Origin of the sequence: Streptomyces sp. NPDC023838, from assembly GCF_040639555.1 — a bacterium.
In the GTDB taxonomy this organism is placed as follows: Bacteria; Actinomycetota; Actinomycetes; order Streptomycetales; family Streptomycetaceae; genus Streptomyces.
Genome location: NZ_JBFAAD010000017.1, coordinates 145039 through 162174, shown reverse-complemented (window position 1 = coordinate 162174; position 17136 = coordinate 145039). Strand labels below are relative to the sequence as shown.

The following is a 17136-nucleotide window of genomic DNA, read 5'->3' as shown; positions in this document are numbered from 1 at the left end:
CGGACCGTGCTGGGTTGCTCGCGCAGTTCCCCGCGCCCCTCAAACACCGTTCGTCTGCGGACCGTGCCGGGTTGCTCGCGCAGTTCCCCGCGCCCCCTAAACCCGATGTCGTCTGCGGACCGTGGTCGCTTCTCGCGCAGTTCCCCGCGCCCCTGAACCCGATGTCGCCTGCGGACCGTGCTGGGTTGCTCGCGCAGTTCCCCGCGCCCCTCAAACACCGTTCGTCTGCGGACCGTGCCGGGTTGCTCGCGCAGTTCCCCGCGCCCCTTAAATGCCGCTGCGCGGCATCCCCGGGGCGTCCCGAAGGGGCGCACTTAGGGGCGCGGGGAACTGCGCGAGCAACCCACCACCACCCGCAGACGAAGACCGGGCCAAAAAGGGGCGCGGGCGGCTCACCGGGCGGAGAGGGCCAGGATCACGAGGAGTAGGAGCACCAGGGTTATCAGGAGCACCGTTCGCCACTCCGGCCGAGGGGGCGCGGCCGGCACGGGGCCCGTGTTGAAGACGTCGTGGCCCGTCACAGACGCCCTCGCGCACCACGGGCAACCCGCCAGGTGCGACCCGTACGTATGGCGCGGCCGGGAGGCGCACACCCGTACACGGGCCCGCTCACGGTCCAGCGCCCGCAGCCAGTCCTCGGCCGACGGCCGGGCCGCGGGGTCGAGGACCCCGGGGCCGAACGCCGCCCGGGAGAGGGCGAGCAGCTCGGGCGGGAGCACCGACGGGTCCACGGTCCCGCGCGGCACCACGACCTGCTCGGGCCGCACCACGTACGAGATGCTCGCCGCGATGTTGTCCTGGACCGTCGACTCCGGCGCGCTGTCGTGCGGCACACCCCCGAAGGGGTGGTTCCCGGCCGTCAGGAGCTGGTAGACGAGGACCGCCAGCGCGAAGTCGTCGCTGGCCCGCGTCGCCGGGCCGCCCGCGTGCCGCTCCGGCGCCGAGTAGTCGGTCGTGTGCATGAGGCAGGGGAACAGCTCCCCCGTGACCGCGTCCGTGAAGGCGATCGAGTCGCAGTCCAGGAACGTGATGAAGCCGTTCGCGTCCACCACCACGTTGCTGCTGGAGAAGTCCCCGATGACCAGGCCCTCGTGGTGCATCCGGGCCGTCATGAACGCCAGGTTCCACGCCACCCCGAGCATGAACCGCCAGTCCGCCCGGTCATGGAAGAGCCGGATCCGCTGGGCCCGCGTGAACAGGCCCACCAGCTGGACGTGTTCGGGCTCGCCGAACCGCTGCATCGCGTAGCCCAGGAACTCGCCGCCCGGCGCCCGCGCGGGCGCCGTCGGCCAGGCCAGTTCGGGGCGCTGGGAGCGGTCCGTGGGGCGTCCGCCCAGCGGGGACATCGTGAGCATCCGGGTCAGCCGCCGCTCCTGCTCGGGGCCGGGCGGGTCCCGGTAGAGCTTGACGACGGTGTGGTCGTCGCCCTCGACGGGGTAGACGGCCGCCTGGCCGCCGCCCTTGAGCGGCTCGGCGGCGAGGACGACCGGCACCCCGCCGAGCAACACCGTGCGCCCGCTCATACGGCACCTCCCCCACGAACCGCCCGTACCGTACGGACCGCCCGCAGCAGCGTCTTGTCGTCCCCGTTGAGCGCGGTCAGGCGGTCGGAGCGCAGCAGGGCCGCCAGGCGGTCGTCCTCGTCGCCGGAGGCCGGCGACGTGTCCAGCGAGCGCAGCACCGCCGCCGCGAAGGACTCGTTCGGCGCCTGCGGGGCGCCCCCGGACCACGACAGCGCGGCCTGCGCCAGGCCGTCCGTGGAGAGCAGGACGCCGTCGACGCCCTCGTCCCGTACGCAGTCGGTCCGCACCCAGCGCGCCGCGTCCGGCGTGGTGAGGAACACCGTCTCATTGCTGTACTCGCTCACGGCGGCGGGCTGCGGCAGCAGATGGAACTGCCGCTCACCGTCCTCGCTCCCGGCCCGCAGCACCACGAAGCCGTCCCCGACGCTGACGTGCCCCAGCCACCCGGGCGTGAGCACCACCACGGTGAGCGTGGTCGCGTGGTCCCCGGCCACTTCGCCCGTACGGTCGAGGAAGTCGTCCACGACCCGCTGGAAGGCCTGGCGCAGCAGGCGGTGCGCGGCGGGGCCGTCGGCGCCCGCGGCGGGCAGCCGGCCGAAGTGCTCCACCGCCAGGCCCACCGCGAGCACCGAGCCCTCGCCGGAGCGCGGCCGGCTGCCCGCGCCGTCGGCGACCGCGAGGACCGTGACGGGCCCGTCCGTCGAGCACCGCCAGGCGTCCTGGCAGGCGACGCCGTCCCGGCGGTGCCGGTAGCCCTCCACGCTCAGGCCGTGCACCCGCCAACTCCCGTTCGCCCGCGCCTCCATGGCCCGCTCAGGCTTCCCAGGCCGGGCGCTGCGTCTTGAACTGGCTGAAGATCTTCTCGAAGACCTCGTCGCCCGCGCCCTTGGTCTCGGCGCTGGCGCTCGCCGACATCATCTGGAGCAGCTGGCGGAACGGGAAGCCCTGGAGCCGCGCGTTGAACTTCGGCGCGTACGCCTGGAGCACCTGCTCGGCCAGGTCGGTCAGCCCGCCGACCCCGATCGCGTACAGCCGGAAGCGACGCGCGGCCTGCTCCTGGGCGAGCACCGGGACGAGCCGCTGCCAGGTGCGGCTGATGTGGCCGGTGCCGTCGGTCGGGAGGCCGTCGGTGACCAGGCAGATCTGCGGCCGGTAGTACTGGAGGCCCTGGGAGCGCAGCTCGGTCTTGCGGGCGGCCACGACGTGCATGGCCAGCTCCAGGGCCTCGGTCATCAAGGTCACCCCGGAGGCGGCCAGCCTCGGCGGCTCGAACATGTGGGCGGCGACGAACGGGCCGACCGGGGAGCCCGGTTCGAGCGGTTGCCCGCCGCGCCAGGCGGTGACGCCCCGCCCGCCGAAGGTGATGACGGCGACCTCGACGCTGTAGCTGAGGCTGACGTCGTCGTGGAGCTCGCGGGTCCATTCGCTCAGCGCCGTGTTGAGCGCTTCGATGGGCGCGCCCGCCATCGAGCTGGAGGTGTCGAGGCACAGCACCAGCGGCAGCCGTTGGGCGTTGTTCTCGAACTCGATGTCGGCGTACTCCGCCGGAAGTGTCCTGGGTGGCTGCTGTCTGCGCATCTGACCTCTCCCCGTGCCGGTGTTCCTCGTCGCGTGTTCAACTTCCGGCGTACGCGTGGGCGTACAGGATCCCGGCGTCCTTTCCCCGGCCCTCGCTCACCTCGACGGTGGTGCCGGGGGCGGGCGCGGGCGTGCCGGGCTCGGCCCAGACCGCCCGGTGCAGGCACTGGTCGAGCTCGACGTACCCCTGCGGGTGCAGTGCCGTCCGTACGACGGCGACGCGGCCGGGGGCGGACGGTCTGCCCGCGTCGCGGCCGGGCGCCGACCGGTGCCTGCCCGGCGCGCCCGCCGCGCCCGTACGGCTGGTGGACGCGGCCGCCGGGCCCCCCGGGGCGGGCACGGCGAACGCCAGGCGCGGGCCCTGCGAGCGGCGTACCGCGAAGACCAGCGCGGTCACCAGGAGCAACAGCAGGGCGGCCACGCCGAGCGCCGGGACCAGGAGCGAGGAGCCGCCCGAGCCACCGGAGCCGCCGACGCTGTCGGAGTTGCGGCCGAGCTCGGCGGCGAGGCCCGCGTCCAGGAGCGCCTTGCCGCGCAGGGCCTTGTCCTTGTGACCCGCCGCGGCGACCGTCTCGCAGAGCTTGCCCGGGCAGGCGCCCGCCTCGCGCAGGGCGCCCAGGGTCCTGTCGTCGAGCCGGGTGATCTCGGCGCCCGGGTCGACGAGCCGGTCGCCGGCGAGGACGAGCAGCAGGGTGCCGCCCGCGCCGGTCGGGTGCCCGGCCGGAACCATGAGGACCAGCGGGCCGCGGTCGAAGGCGGCCTTGCGCTGGGAGAGCTTCCAGTCGGCGGCCTTCCCTTCGAGCTCCAGCGGCCGGTTCAGGGTGACGAGCACGGACGCGTCCTGGGCGCCGACGCGATCGGCCCAGCAGCCCAGCCGCTCGGCCAGGGTCCCCGAGCAGGACGTGCCGTCGGCGGCGGCGGCCGGAAAGGGCGCGGCGAGCAGGGCCAGGGCGAGCAGAGCCGGGCCGAGCAGCCTGGTCAGCAGTCCTGTCACCGCCCCGGCCGGCCTCCTGGCCGGCGGCCCGGTCAGCGCCCCGTTCAGCGGCCCGGTCGCCGCCCACAGTCGTCGCGCACCGCGCGGACACCGGAGATGCCCCATGTTGCGAAAACCTCCCCGCCCCCGGAAAAGCACATCGCAAATATGACGCCACCGGCCGCCGCCCGTAAGGGTTTTGGCCAATTCGGGGCCATTCCCGCCAACCCCACCTACAACTGGAAAACCTGGTGGCACCGCATGAACATCTGCCTCGCCTGTTCCACCCAGTCACCGGCCAGCGCATCGAATTCGGGCTGGTTCATCCGGCAGTTGAGCGGCAGCGTGCAGACCCCGGCGATACAGGGCCTCGGCCCCCGTACGTCCCACACCGACAGCATCGGGACCAGCTGTTCGGTGTTCCAGGCGTTGGCCGCGGCGGCGGCCGTCGCCAGCTGGTCGCCGCGCAGGAACCGGCCGTCGGTCATGAACGCGACCAGCAGCTTGGTGGTGGTCATGAACCGGACGGTGACGGCTCTTCCCGCCTCCGCCAGGTCGAAGCGCAGCGAGACGGAGACCGTGTCCTCCTCGCAGTGCAGCCGGTGCCCGGACGCCCACCCGTGGACGAGCGGGCGCCACCGCGCGCCCAGGTCGGCGCCCGAGCCCGTCGGCGCCCCCTCAGAGTGCCGCACGGCCCACCGCCTCGATCACCATGGCGTCGCTGAGCCCCGCGTCGAGCAGCGTCTGCGCGTGCAGCAGCAGACAGGACCGCAGCGAGGCCCCGCTGCCGGACGCCCGGCGGACCTCCAGCTCGCCGGTGCGGACCCGGATCCGCCGGGCCACCGTGGGCGGCGGCCAGGTGAGCGCCCGCGCGGCGCCCGCGTCCGGGCCGATCAGCCCCTGGAGCAGCGCGTCGAGGCCGGGCCGGTCCTCGGGCCGCTTGGCCAGGCACCCGGCGACCAGCGGCATCAACTCACCCGGTACGTCGTCGATTTCGGGCTCGGCGTGCACCACCCGGTAGGCCACTCCGGCGCCGTGGCCGTGCGGCGGACGCCCGGTGACGGCGTAGACGAGCACCCCGCCCAGCGAGAAGACGTCGCTGGCGGGCCCGACCCGGCCCGACCCGGTCATCTGCTCCGGCGACATGTACGGCGGCGTCCCCATCAGGGCGCCCGCCCGGGTCAGCCCGGTGGCGCCGGCCACGCTGGAGATGCCGAAGTCGATGACGCGCGGCCCGTCGGCGGCGAGCAGCACGTTCGACGGCTTGAGGTCGCGGTGGACCACTCCGGCGCCGTGGATGGCCTGGAGCGCCTCCACCAGCCCGGCCCCGAGCCTGCGGGCCTGTCCCCCGGTCAGCGGCCCGTCCGAGCCGACCGCCTCCGACAGGGCGGGCCCCGGCACGTACGCCGTGGCCAGCCAGGGCAGTTCCGCCTCCGGGTCGGCGTCGACGACCGCCGCCGTGAACGCGCCGCCGACCAGCCGCGCCGCCGCCACCTCGCGGGCGAAGCGTCGCCGGAACTCGTCGTCGGCGGCGAGTTCGGGACGTACGACCTTGACGGCGACGGCCCGGCCCGCGGGCGACCGCCCCAGATACACCCAGCCCATGCCGCCGGACCCCAGCCGTCCGACGATGCGGTACGGCCCGACCCGCATCGGATCACTCACCGGTGTGCGCACGCTCCGCGCCCCCTCACTCGGCCCAACGCGCTCCGGGTCCGAGTGTCCCGCGAACGCCCGCCCCCGGCAGCCACCCTGGCGAAAAACGACCTCGGGAATGCGTTCGGCCCCCGGAGCCGTGAGGGGGCTCCGGGGGCCGATCGTGTCGTGGCGGACCGTCGTGACCCCACTGGTCAGGGCGGTGTTCGGGGCAGCCCGCCACGAGTCTCGGGCGGGCGGGTCAGCCCAGGCGGGCGACCAGCGAGCGGTACTCGTCCCACAGCTCCTTGGGCGTGTGGTCCCCGAAGGTGTTGAGGTGCTCGGGGATCAGCGCCGCCTCCTCGCGCCAGACCTCGGGGTCGACCTTGAGCAGGAACTCCAGGTCCGCCTCGGGCAGTTCGAGGCCCTCGGTGTCCAGGGACTCCTTGGTCGGCAGGATGCCGATCGGGGTCTCGACGCCCTCGGCCTTGCCCTCCAGGCGCTCCACGATCCACTTCAGGACGCGGCTGTTCTCGCCGAAGCCGGGCCACACGAACTTGCCCGCGTCGTTCTTGCGGAACCAGTTCACGTAGTAGATCTTGGGCAGCTTGGCCGCCTCCGCGGTGGCGCCGACCTTGACCCAGTGGGCCATGTAGTCGCCCATGTTGTAGCCGCAGAACGGCAGCATCGCGAACGGGTCGCGGCGCAGCTCGCCGACCTTGCCCTCGGCGGCGGCGGTCTTCTCGGAGGCGACGTTCGCGCCGAGGAAGACGCCGTGGTTCCAGTCGAAGGACTCGGTCACCAGCGGTACGGCGGAGGCGCGGCGGCCGCCGAAGAGGATCGCGGAGATCGGGACGCCCTTGGGGTCCTCCCACTCGGGGGCGATCGTCGGGCACTGGCCGGCCGGGACGGTGAAGCGGGCGTTCGGGTGGGCGGCCGGGGTCTCGGACTCCGGCGTCCAGGCGTTGCCCTTCCAGTCGGTGAGGCGCGCGGGCGCCTCCTCCGTCATGCCCTCCCACCACACGTCGCCGTCCTCGGTGAGCGCGACGTTGGTGAAGACCGAGTTGCCCCACAGCGTCTTCATCGCGTTGGCGTTGGTGTGCTCACCGGTGCCGGGCGCGACGCCGAAGAAACCGGCCTCGGGGTTGATCGCGTACAGCCGGCCGTCCTCGCCGAACCGCATCCACGCGATGTCGTCGCCGATGGTCTCGACGGTCCAGCCGGAGATCGTCGGCTCCAGCATGGCGAGGTTCGTCTTGCCGCAGGCGCTCGGGAAGGCCGCGGCGACGTACTTGGACTCGCCCTGCGGCGGGGTCAGCTTCAGGATGAGCATGTGCTCGGCCAGCCAGCCCTCGTCGCGCGCCATGACGGAGGCGATGCGCAGCGCGTAGCACTTCTTGCCGAGCAGGGCGTTGCCGCCGTAGCCCGAGCCGTACGACCAGATCTCGCGGGTCTCGGGGAAGTGCGAGATGTACTTGGTGGAGTTGCAGGGCCACGGCACGTCGGCCTCGCCCGCCTCCAGCGGGGCGCCCAGGGTGTGGACGGCCTTGACGAAGAAGCCGTCGGTGCCGAGCTCGTCCAGGACCGGCTGCCCCATGCGCGTCATCGTGCGCATCGAGACGGCGACGTAGGCGGAGTCGGTGATCTCGACGCCGATCGCGGAGAGGTCCGAGCCGAGCGGGCCCATGCAGAAGGGCACGACGTACATGGTGCGGCCGCGCATCGAGCCCCGGAAGATCCCCTTCTCACCCGCGAAGATCTCCTTCATCTCGGCGGGGGCCTTCCAGTGGTTGGTCGGCCCCGCGTCCTCCTCCTTCTCGGAGCAGATGAAGGTGCGGTCCTCGACCCGCGCGACATCGGTCGGGTCGGACGCGGCGTAGTACGAGTTCGGGCGCTTGATCGGGTCGAGCTTCTTGAACGTCCCCTTGGCGACGAGCTCCTCGCAGAGGCGCTCGTACTCGGCCTCGGAGCCGTCGCACCAGACCACCCTGTCCGGCTGCGTGATGGCTGCGATCTCGTCTACCCAGGAGATGAGCTCCTGGTGATTCGTCGGGACAGTGGTGGGAGCCGCGATGTCGCGCGCCACGATCGCTCCTTGTTGAGGGTTCGGTATCCCCTTGTGGGGGAATTTCGTTCGTTGCCCCGTGGGGGCTGCGACCCGGACGCTTCTTTGGTACCTGGCGCTCATCCGGTGCCGACCGCACTCATCTGATCATCCGTGCCGCTCGCCCATATGTCCAGAGGCACTCTCACGTGAGCATCGCCACTCGTCATGTGATGTTCACCTCCGGCGCCCGCGTTCGGGGCATGGGTCGGGCATACGGTTACGGGCCGCCCCTATCCGTAACTTACGGCGCCGTAGGTAGCATGCGGGACATGACTGATCAGGTGACGGCCCTTGTGCCGGCAAAGCCCCTGAAGCCCAAACTGCGCGGCTGGCTGCATGCCGGGATGTTCCCGGCCGTGGTCGTCTCGGGCATCGTGCTCATCGCGCTCGCCCACTCGACCCGGGGGCGGATCGCCTGCACGATCTACGTCCTGACCGCCTGTCTGCTGTTCGGCGTCAGCGCCGTCTACCACCGGGGCGACTGGGGCCCGCGCGGCGAGGCGATCCTGCGCCGGCTCGACCACGCCAACATCTTCCTGATCATCGCGGGCACCTACACCCCGCTCACCCTGCTGCTGCTCCCGGACTCGACCGGCCGGGTGCTCCTGTGGGCGGTGTGGGCGGCGGCGCTCGCGGGGATAGCGTTCCGCGTCTTCTGGGTCGGCGCCCCGCGCTGGCTCTACACGCCCTGCTACATAGCGATGGGCTGGGCGGCCGTCTTCTTCCTCCCCGACTTCATGCGCACCGGCGGCATCGCGGTGCTCGTCCTGGTGGTCGTCGGCGGGCTGCTCTACAGCGCGGGCGGCGTGATCTACGGCATCAAGCGCCCCAACCCCTCGCCGCGCTGGTTCGGCTTCCACGAGGTGTTCCACTCCCTGACGCTGGCGGCGTTCGCCGTCCACTACGTCGGCATCTCCCTGGTCGCCTACCAGCATTCTTGACGCCGACCCTCTTTTGAGAGTTACTGTCACTTGACGGTAACTCTCACGGAGGTGTGCCATGACGCAGGTGTCCGGTCCCGATCCACGGCGCTGGTGGGCGCTGGCGGCCATGGTCGCGAGCATGCTGGTGCTCGGCTTCGACATGACCATCCTCAATGTCGCGCTGCCGACCATGGCCCAGCAGCTCGGCGCCACCACCGGCCAGCAGCAGTGGATGGCCGACGCCTATGTCGTGGTCTTCGCCGCGCTGATGCTCCCCGCCGGACTCCTCGGCGACCGCTTCGGCCGCCGCCGGATGCTGATCACCGGCCTCGCGATCTTCCTGGCGGGCTCGCTGGTCGGCACGCTGACCACCAGCGTGGGGGCGGTCATCGCGGCCCGCGCGGTCATGGGGATAGGAGCCGCGTTCGTCATGCCGCTCGCCCTGGCCGTACTGCCCTCGCTCTTCCCCGCCGAGGAGCGCACCCGGGCCGTCTCGATCGTCACCGCCTCCTCCGCGCTCGGCCTGCCGCTCGGCCCGATCATCGGCGGCTTCCTGCTCAACCACTTCTGGTGGGGCTCGGTCTTCCTGATCAACGTCCCGATGGTCGCGATCGGCATCACCGCCTGCGCCTTCCTGCTCCCGGAGACGAGCGACCCGGCCTCCCCGCGCGTCGACGCCCTCTCCACCGCGCTCACCGCCGCCGGTCTCGGCTCCCTCATCTACGGGATCATCGAGGCGCCGACGCGCGGCTGGGGCGACGCGGTGGTGGTCGCCACGCTGGTCGGCGGCGCGGCGCTGATCGCCGCGCTGGTCGTACGGGAGCGGCGGGTGCCGCGTCCGATGCTCGACATGAAGCTCCTCGCGCACCGGCCGTTCCTGCTGAACACGCTGGCGGCGACGCTGGTGATGTTCATCCTCGCCGGGCTGATGTTCGTCCTGCCGCAGTACCTCCAGGCGGTGCTCGGCAACGACGCCTTCGGCACCGGGCTGCGGATGCTGCCCCTGATGGGCGGACTGGTGATCGCGGCCAAGGCCGGGGAGCCGGTGGTACGGCAGTTCGGCGCGCGCTCCACGATCAGCGCGGGCCTGGTGGTGCTCGCCTTCTCGGCCTTCCTCGGCAGCCGGACGACGGTGGAGAGCGGGTACGGGTTCACCGCGCTGTGGCTGACGGTGACCGGGCTCGGCTTCGGCTTCGCCATGGTGCCCGCGATGACGGCCGCGCTCGCCACGCTGCCGCCCGACCGCGCGGGCAGCGGATCCGGGCTGCTGATGACCGTACGTCAGGTGGGCAGCGCGGTCGGGATCGCGCTCCTCGGCTCGCTGCTCGCGGGGGTGTTCACGGACCGGCTCGACACGGCCGGGCTGCCGGGCCCGGCGGCGGACCGCGCCGGGGACTCGGTGGTGGCCGCGCACCTGGTCGCGGCGCGCCTGGGCGACGCGCGGCTGGCCGCCTCGGCCGACTCCGCGTACGTCCACGGCATGACCACGGTGCTGCTGGTGTGCGGGGCGGCGGCGCTGGTCACCGCCCTGCTCGCGGCGGCGCTGCTGCCGGGGCGGCAGGGGCCGGAACCGGCCGCGCGGGAGGTGGCGGGTACGCCCGTGGACGCCGTGGACGCCACGGATGCCTGAGAATGTCGACATGTCCGCCACCTCTCGTCGCCCCCGCTCCCTCGACTCCCTCGCCGAGGACATGCAGCCGCAGCTCGGGCTGCGCGAACGCAAGAAGCTCAAGACGCGCGTCGCGATCCGGCGCGCGACGTACCGGCTGATCGCCGAGCAGGGGTACGACGCGACGACGGTCGAGCAGATCGCGGAGGCGGCGGAGGTGTCCCCGTCGACGGTGTTCCGCTACTTCCCCACGAAGGAGGACATCGTCCTCACGGACGAGTTCGACCCGTTCATAGTCGCCGAGCTGCGCGCCCGCCCGGCGGACGAGCCGCTCCTGGAGTCCCTGCGCCAGGTCATGGTCAAGGCGACCCGGCTGACCCTGGAGCACGCCCCAGAGGAGACGATTCAGCGGACGACCCTGCTGGTCCAGGTACCGGCGCTGCGGGCCCGGATGATGCAGTCCATGGCGACCAGCAGCCGCCTTCTGTGCCAGGTGGTCGCGGAGCGAACGGGCCGCGAGGAGGGGGAGCTGGAGGTCCGGACGTACTCGATGGCGGTCCTCGCGGCGCTCTACGAGGCAGCGGTGTACTGGGCGGAACGGGACCACGAGGACGACTTGGTGGAACTGGTGGAGCGGTCGCTGTCCGCTGTGCGGGACGGGCTGCGGTAGTCCCTCTGCGGGCGGTACGTGGCCGGCCGCGAGCTCCCCGCGCCCCTCAAGGGGCGCGGGGCTGTGACATTGTGCGGCTCCGCCACGCGGGCGCGAGCAACCCAAGCGGACCCGCACCCGACCGACGGGCCGGCCTTCAGGGGCGCGGGGCTGTGACATTGTGCGGCTCCGCCACGCGGGCGCGAGCAACCCACCACTACCCGCAGACAAACACCGGGCCGATCCCCGTCACCGCTGGCGGGCCGCCAAGGCCTTCGCGGCTCTGACCCGCCCCGGGCCCAGCACATCGATCGTGCCCGCCCCCGCCCCCGGCCGCTCCTCCCAGCCGCGCAGCTTCGCCGCCACCCGGCGCAGCCCCGAGTCGCCGGGGCGCACGTCGATCTGGAAGTGCGACTCCTTGGCGGTGGACTCGTCGCCGCCCCACTTCACCACGCCCTCCAGGTCCGCCAGGATGTCCCGGACGACCACCAGCTCGTACGGGAAGAACCCGTCGCGCGCCCGCGCCGGGTACTGCAGCGGCCGGATCGCGATCGCCGTGCCGGAGAGGTAGTTGCTCTCGTACGGCGCCGCCACCGCCCGCGCGGTGGAGTGGCCGGTGACCTCGCCCGCGCCCAGCGTGTGGATCTCGTAGTGGAAGCGGCGCACCACGTGGGTGAGCACGGTCGCCACGTCGCCGTCCAGCGCCGTGAAGCCCACCCCGCCCGCGCCCTCGACGCGGTGCGACGGCGCCGAGGCGACGACGGGCCAGCCGTTGGCGGAGGCGCGCCCGTGCCACTCCGTCGCCGCCGGAGCCGCCGGAACGGCGGGGGTGGCGGGGGCGGCCGGGGCCGCGACGGCCGTGCCGGACATCCCGCCCGCCACCAGCGCCGCGCCCCCGGCGACGCCCGCGCCGGCCACCAGGAAGCGGCGGCGGTCGACGCGTACCGCGTGCGTCATGACATCACTCATGAATCGGTTCCTCATCACTTTCGTACGACGGACCCGGGCCTAGAGGCCCTTGGCGTTGGCTTCCTGCAGGACGCGGTCGTGCAGCCCGTCGGCGAAGCCCCGGCAGAAGCCGTTGAGGACGTCGTCGGAGAGCTGCTCGGGCAGGGTCGCGTTGGAGCCCGCGATGTCCCGGATGAGCGAGGTGCGCCCGATCGCGATCTTCGGGTTGGACTGCTGCAGCAGGACCGAGCGGGCCATGGTCACCATGAAGTCGGTGCTGCCGCCGAACCGCTCCTCGAAGTAGTCGCGGAAGCGCGTCAGCGCACCCGCGTCGCGCTCGCCCTGCCCGTAGTGCTCACGGACGATGTCGACCAGCTGACCGCCGCGCTGCGCACGCCGGGCGATCAGATAGCCGTCCGCGTCCTCGATGAGGTCGTTGAAGCTGAACGTGGAGACCACGCCGATCTTGCCGAACTTGGCCTGGCAGTAGGTGTATCCGGACGGATACGCCTTCACATCGCGCCGCCACTCCCCGTAGAGCGTGATGAGGTCGCCGGCCCAGCCGGCGATGTCGCCCTCACCGATCTTCCTGATGTCGTCCTCCTGCTGCGGCTTCACGTAGTGGCCGTTGGCGGCCGCCAGCAGGTGCTCGGCACCGATCGTGTAGCCCGTGACGGGGTCCTTGAAGTCCTGGAGGAGGGACGCGCCCCTGCTGTTGGCGAACTTGATGTAGTCCTCGTCCGGCGAACCGATGAGGGCCCACCACTTGAAGCCGGCGTACGCCTTCTGCCGCCCGTACTCCATGACCAGCTGGTTCGGGTCGCCCTTGCCGTACTGGAGCGCCAGCGGAAAGAGCGTGGTGATGTACTTGACGAACTCGTTCGCCGGCTGCACCTGCTGGTGCACCGTGTTCTGGCCGGTGTCGCTGCCGCTGCGGTGGACGTCGTTGTCGAGGTCGAACGAGTCGCCGCTGTAGATGAACTTGAACTCCTTGACCTGGTTGAAGGCCCAGTTCGGCGGCAGCGGGAAGCCCAGGTTGCCGGAGAAGCCCCAGGACATGCCGGAGACGAAGGAGTAGCGGGCGTCGGTGTTCTTGCTGACCTGCGTGCAGACGTTCCGCGAGCCGTAGACGCCGTGCACGTACTTCTTCCCCCGGTTCGCCAGACCCGCCTGGACGCCCTGGAAGTAGGGCACGATGTTGGAGGCGATCTCGTCGGTGGTCGCGTCGTAGTCGCACGCGAAGTAGATGACGGTGCCCCGGTTGAAGCCGTAGCCGTCCGCGCAGGCGTGGGCGTTCAGCGCGTGCTCGAAGCCCTGCTCGAACGTGAAGTCCTGGAGGCGGCGCGCGTTGTCCTGGTAGATCGGGAAGACGTTCAGCCCGGCCGCGAAGATGTCGGCCAGCTCACCGTCCTTGATCTCCTTGTCGAGCGTGCTGCCCGGCGGGTCGAAGAGGTAGCGGCCGACATAGCGGTAGCCCGCCTTGTACAGGGCGTCGGCGCGCGGGCGGGTGATCTGGAAGCGGGTGTCGCAGGCCGTGGCGGTCCGGTCCGGGTCGCCGGTCGAGACCAGCAGCTGGGCCCAGGTGCGGTAGTCGCCCCGGCCGTCCCTGGTGTCGAGCTCGGAGAAGCTCTGGAACGCCTTGACCCACTCGGTGAGCTTGGAGTCGAACTTGTCCCGGAACGTGGTGGGTATGTTGCTGTCGCCCTTGGCGTTGGGGATCGGCGAGTTGAACACGCACGCCGCCGAGAAGAGCTGGGCCCAGATCCCCGAGTCGCCCTCCTTGACCGTGTGGGCCTTCAGACCCGCCTGGGTGCCGGGGCCGAACGCGCCGGTCGCCTGGTCGTCGGGTATGCCCAGCTCGTACTGGATCGCCTTCATCAGCGACTTCTGCACATCGCGGGAGTACACCCCGTCGGCGGGACCGACGAAGAACGACGAGTGGCTGAAGTAGCGGCCGTTGAGCCACCGCTGGACCGCGCGGACCGTGTCGGTGCCGCCGTTCGGCGACGATATGTAGGCGTCCATGCTGAGCAGCGCCTTGAAGACCTTCGGTGACACAAGGCCGTTGGAGGCGTCGAGGCCGGCGTCGTTCTTGAGCGCCCTGACCGACTTGTCGGTGGCCGCGCCGTACGACCCCGTACCGTCGCCGCCCCAGTAGCCCTTGCAGAACAGGGCGTGCTCGACGATCTTCTTGATGTTGACGTTCTGCTCGTTCGGGCCGATGTCGCCGCGCTTCGCGAGCTCGGACAGCGTGCCCGGACCGAAGCTCGCGACCAGCGGGGCCATGCCGAGCGTGGCCTGCAGCGCCATCGTCAGCGAGAACATCGTCGACCAGCCGGTGCGCCCGTCCTCGGGGCACTTCACATAGCCGGGAACCATCGAATAAGTGGCGTTGACCCACTCCTGGGCAGCAAGGACCTTCTCGTCCGCCATGTTTCTCTCTCTGGTGAGCGGGGCTCGGGACTCGGGGGTGCGTGAATCCTGATGGCGGAAGGAGGCGTTCCGGCGTGGTCGTCCGGTCGGCCACGGCCCGTCGCGGGCATGGCGGATCGACCGGTTTCCGGAAGGTGGTTCCCCGCATCACCTCGGCGTCGGTTTCCCCCGTCGACTGCCGTTGTGGGGTGATCATAACTGACTGATCATCCGGTTATCGGCATGCTCGACCATCACCTGACGTGTCGTACGATCTCACCGCACATGATCATGTGTGCATGACCAAGGGGGAGCAACTCATGGGTATGGGCAAGAAGTTCGCCATGGCCGCCACCACCGGCGCGCTGGCCGTCGCGGGCATCGCCGCCACCGGCGGGACCGCGTTCGCGGGCACCGACGGGCAGCAGATCGTGATCTACGACGAGACCCACAGGGTCGCGTCGATCAAGATCCAGGGCTTCAACCAGAAGGGCCAGCCGACCACGGCCTGCCTGGCGACGCCGGGTTACGAGACCCGCATGTACGGCTGGTGGTGGCGCGACTCGATGCACTTCAGCAAGTGGACCGACAAGACCTGCGGCCAGAACGGCGGCGCCTGGCTGGGCTCGCAGGACGAGTGGGTCCGGGCGTGGATGCCGCCGAGCGACGGCGACTGGGTGGGCATCGGCATCTTCAAGAACGACAACTGATCCGCACGGCTTCCCCGCGCCCCGCACGGGCGCGGGGAACCCGCGTGCGCACTCAGGACAGCGCCTGCGCCAGCGCCTCCGCGTTCGTCACCGGTGCCTCGCAGGTGAAGTGGCGGCAGACGTACGCCGCCGGGGCGCCGTCGACCAGCGGCCGGTCCGCCAGGAGGGGGAACTCGGCGCCGCCCGGGTCGCCCACCGCCACCACCGCGCCCGGGGCGCGGCCCAGCAGCGCGGCCCGGTGGAGTTCGCCGCCGGGCGGGCCCACCACGGCCACCTCGCGGGGGCCGTCGAGCAGGGCCTCGGCCGCTGCCAGGCCCCAGCCGATGAACCTCGGGGCGCGCGGGCCCAGGGCCTTCACCACGCCCAACGCGCCCTCGGCGGCGGCCCGGTGGGCGGATGAGCCGGTGTGGGCCGCGTACGAGAGCAGCGCGCCCGCCGCCGCCGTCCAGCCCGACGGGGTGGCGCTGTCCGTGGGGTCCTGCGGGCGCCGGATCAGCCGTTCGGCGTCGTGCGCGGTGTCGTAGAGCACCCCGCCCTCGGCGGTGAACTGGTCCAGGACGATGTCCAGGAGGAACCCGGCGAACTCCAGCCAGGCCCCCTCCCCGGTCACGCCCGCGAGCGCCAGGAAGCCCTCCGCCACGTCGGCGTAGTCCTCCAGCACACCGTCGTTGGCGCCGGCTTGGCCGTCCTTGGAGGTACGGGACAGACGCGCGCCGGTGTCCATGTGGACGCGGACCAGCAGGTCCGCCGCCTCGGTCGCCCGCTCGACCAGGTCGGGGCGGTCGAAGTACGCGCCCGTCTCCGCCAGCGCCGCGATCGCCAGGCCGTTCCAGGCGGCGACGACCTTGTCGTCCCGGCCGGGGCGCGGCCGCCGCTCGCGGGCCGCGAAGAGCCGGTCCCGTACGTCCGCCGCCACCGGGCCGCCGTCGGAGGGGAGTCGGAGGACGGAGGCGCCCTCCTCGAAGGTGCCCTCCTCGGTCACCCCGTAGTGCCGGGCGGCCGCCTCGCCGTCCTTCTCACCCAGCACCTCGGCGAGCTGCGCGGGCGCCCACACATAGAACGCGCCCTCGACATGGCGCCCGCTGCCGTCGTCGCTGTCGGCGTCCAGGGCCGAGGCGTAGCCGCCCTCGTTGGTACGCAGCTCGCGGACCATGAAGTCGGCGGTCTCCAGGGCGACCCGGCGCGCCAGCTCCGAGCCGGTGGCCCGCCACAGATGGGCGTACACCCGGCACAGCAGCGCGTTGTCGTAGAGCATCTTCTCGAAGTGGGGCACCACCCACTCGCGGTCCACCGAATAGCGGGCGAAGCCGCCGCCCAGCTGGTCGTAGATTCCGCCGCGCGCCATCTTCTCGCAGGTGTCGGCGGCCATCTGGAGCGCGCCCTCGGCGCCCGTACGGGCGTGGTGGCGCAGCAGGAACTCCAGCGTCATCGACGGCGGGAACTTGGGCGCGCCGCCGAAGCCGCCGTTGCGCTCGTCGTAGTCGCGGGTCAGCCCGAGCAGCGCACCCGCCAGCTCCTCCTCGCCGGGCACCCCGGCGCCCCCGCCGTACACCAGCTCGCGCTCGTTCAGGTCCCGTACGACCTTCGCGGCGACCTCGCCCACCTCCTCGCGCCGCCCCGTCCAGGCGGCCTTCACCCCCTCCAGGACCTGCGGGAACGAGGGCATGCCGTGGCGGGGCTCGGGCGGGAAGTAGGTGCCGAAGTAGAACGGTTCGGCGTCCGGCGTCAGAAAGACGGTCATGGGCCAGCCACCCTGACCGGTCGCCGCCTGCACCGCCTCCATGTAGACGGCATCGACGTCGGGCCGCTCCTCGCGGTCGACCTTGACGTTGACGAAGTGCTCGTTGAGATACGCGGCCGTCGTCTCGTCCTCGAAGGACTCGTGGGCCATGACATGGCACCAGTGGCAGCTGCTGTACCCGACGCTGAGCAGCACCGGGACCCCGCGCTCGCGGGCCTCGGCGAACGCCTCGGGGGACCAGGGCCACCAGTCGACGGGGTTGTCGGCGTGCTGGAGCAGATACGGGGACGTCTCATGGGCCAGGCGGTTCGGCATGGGGCCATCCTCC

At 71.8% G+C, this 17136-nt stretch carries 14 protein-coding genes; 4 read left to right on the top strand and 10 right to left on the bottom strand.

Annotated elements, in window-relative coordinates:
* Positions 1–392: 392 nt before the first annotated feature.
* The 7 genes from AB0G17_RS21790 to AB0G17_RS21760 form a co-directional block, all read right to left on the bottom strand.
* Positions 393–1523, bottom strand: coding sequence for a hypothetical protein (locus tag AB0G17_RS21790; protein ID WP_361385093.1), 1131 nt, complete (start codon positions 1521–1523; stop codon positions 393–395).
* Positions 1520–2329: a PP2C family serine/threonine-protein phosphatase gene (locus AB0G17_RS21785; protein ID WP_361385090.1), complete on the bottom strand. Its 810-nt coding sequence runs from the start codon at positions 2327–2329 to the stop codon at positions 1520–1522. Before AB0G17_RS21785 ends, AB0G17_RS21790 begins: the two co-directional genes overlap by 4 nt.
* A gap of 7 nt (positions 2330–2336) precedes the next feature.
* Positions 2337–3101, bottom strand: coding sequence for a hypothetical protein (locus AB0G17_RS21780; protein WP_361385088.1), 765 nt, complete (start codon positions 3099–3101; stop codon positions 2337–2339).
* A 37-nt stretch (positions 3102–3138) separates the two neighbouring features.
* On the bottom strand, positions 3139–4095 hold the full coding sequence (locus AB0G17_RS21775) for a hypothetical protein (RefSeq protein ID WP_361385085.1): 957 nt from the start codon (positions 4093–4095) through the stop codon (positions 3139–3141).
* A gap of 212 nt (positions 4096–4307) precedes the next feature.
* The gene (locus AB0G17_RS21770) at positions 4308–4766 is read right to left on the bottom strand and encodes a hypothetical protein (protein ID WP_361385082.1); all 459 of its coding nucleotides are present in this window, start codon (positions 4764–4766) and stop codon (positions 4308–4310) included.
* On the bottom strand, positions 4753–5751 hold the full coding sequence (locus tag AB0G17_RS21765; protein ID WP_361385079.1) for a serine/threonine-protein kinase: 999 nt from the start codon (positions 5749–5751) through the stop codon (positions 4753–4755). The genes AB0G17_RS21770 and AB0G17_RS21765 overlap by 14 nt, the downstream gene beginning before the upstream one ends.
* 220 nt (positions 5752–5971) lie before the next feature.
* Entirely contained in the window at positions 5972–7795 is a 1824-nt protein-coding gene (locus AB0G17_RS21760) for a phosphoenolpyruvate carboxykinase (GTP) (protein WP_361385076.1), read from the bottom strand.
* Positions 7796–8076: 281 nt separating this feature from the next.
* Here AB0G17_RS21760 and AB0G17_RS21755 point away from each other — a divergent pair, with 281 nt between their 5' ends.
* From AB0G17_RS21755 to AB0G17_RS21745, 3 genes are read left to right on the top strand one after another with little or no spacing between them, the layout of a single operon-like run.
* Positions 8077–8757: a hemolysin III family protein gene (locus AB0G17_RS21755; protein ID WP_361385073.1), complete on the top strand. Its 681-nt coding sequence runs from the start codon at positions 8077–8079 to the stop codon at positions 8755–8757.
* A gap of 58 nt (positions 8758–8815) precedes the next feature.
* Positions 8816–10369, top strand: coding sequence for an MFS transporter (locus tag AB0G17_RS21750; RefSeq protein WP_361385070.1), 1554 nt, complete (start codon positions 8816–8818; stop codon positions 10367–10369).
* 10 nt (positions 10370–10379) lie between these two features.
* A complete protein-coding gene (locus AB0G17_RS21745; protein WP_361385067.1) occupies positions 10380–11018 on the top strand; it encodes a TetR family transcriptional regulator in 639 nt (212 codons plus the stop codon).
* Positions 11019–11246: 228 nt separating this feature from the next.
* Here AB0G17_RS21745 and AB0G17_RS21740 read toward each other — a convergent pair whose 3' ends face one another.
* Entirely contained in the window at positions 11247–11966 is a 720-nt protein-coding gene (locus AB0G17_RS21740) for a hypothetical protein (RefSeq protein ID WP_361385064.1), read from the bottom strand.
* Positions 11967–12005: 39 nt separating this feature from the next.
* Positions 12006–14378, bottom strand: coding sequence for a glycoside hydrolase domain-containing protein (locus AB0G17_RS21735; RefSeq protein ID WP_361385061.1), 2373 nt, complete (start codon positions 14376–14378; stop codon positions 12006–12008).
* Positions 14379–14656: 278 nt separating this feature from the next.
* On the opposite strand from AB0G17_RS21735, the gene AB0G17_RS21730 reads away from it, so the two are divergent.
* Positions 14657–15067: a hypothetical protein gene (locus AB0G17_RS21730; RefSeq protein WP_361385058.1), complete on the top strand. Its 411-nt coding sequence runs from the start codon at positions 14657–14659 to the stop codon at positions 15065–15067.
* Between the two features lie 52 nt (positions 15068–15119).
* Here the strand turns inward: AB0G17_RS21730 and AB0G17_RS21725 are convergent, their stop codons facing one another.
* The gene (locus tag AB0G17_RS21725; protein ID WP_361385055.1) at positions 15120–17123 is read right to left on the bottom strand and encodes a thioredoxin domain-containing protein; all 2004 of its coding nucleotides are present in this window, start codon (positions 17121–17123) and stop codon (positions 15120–15122) included.
* Positions 17124–17136 lie beyond the last annotated feature (13 nt).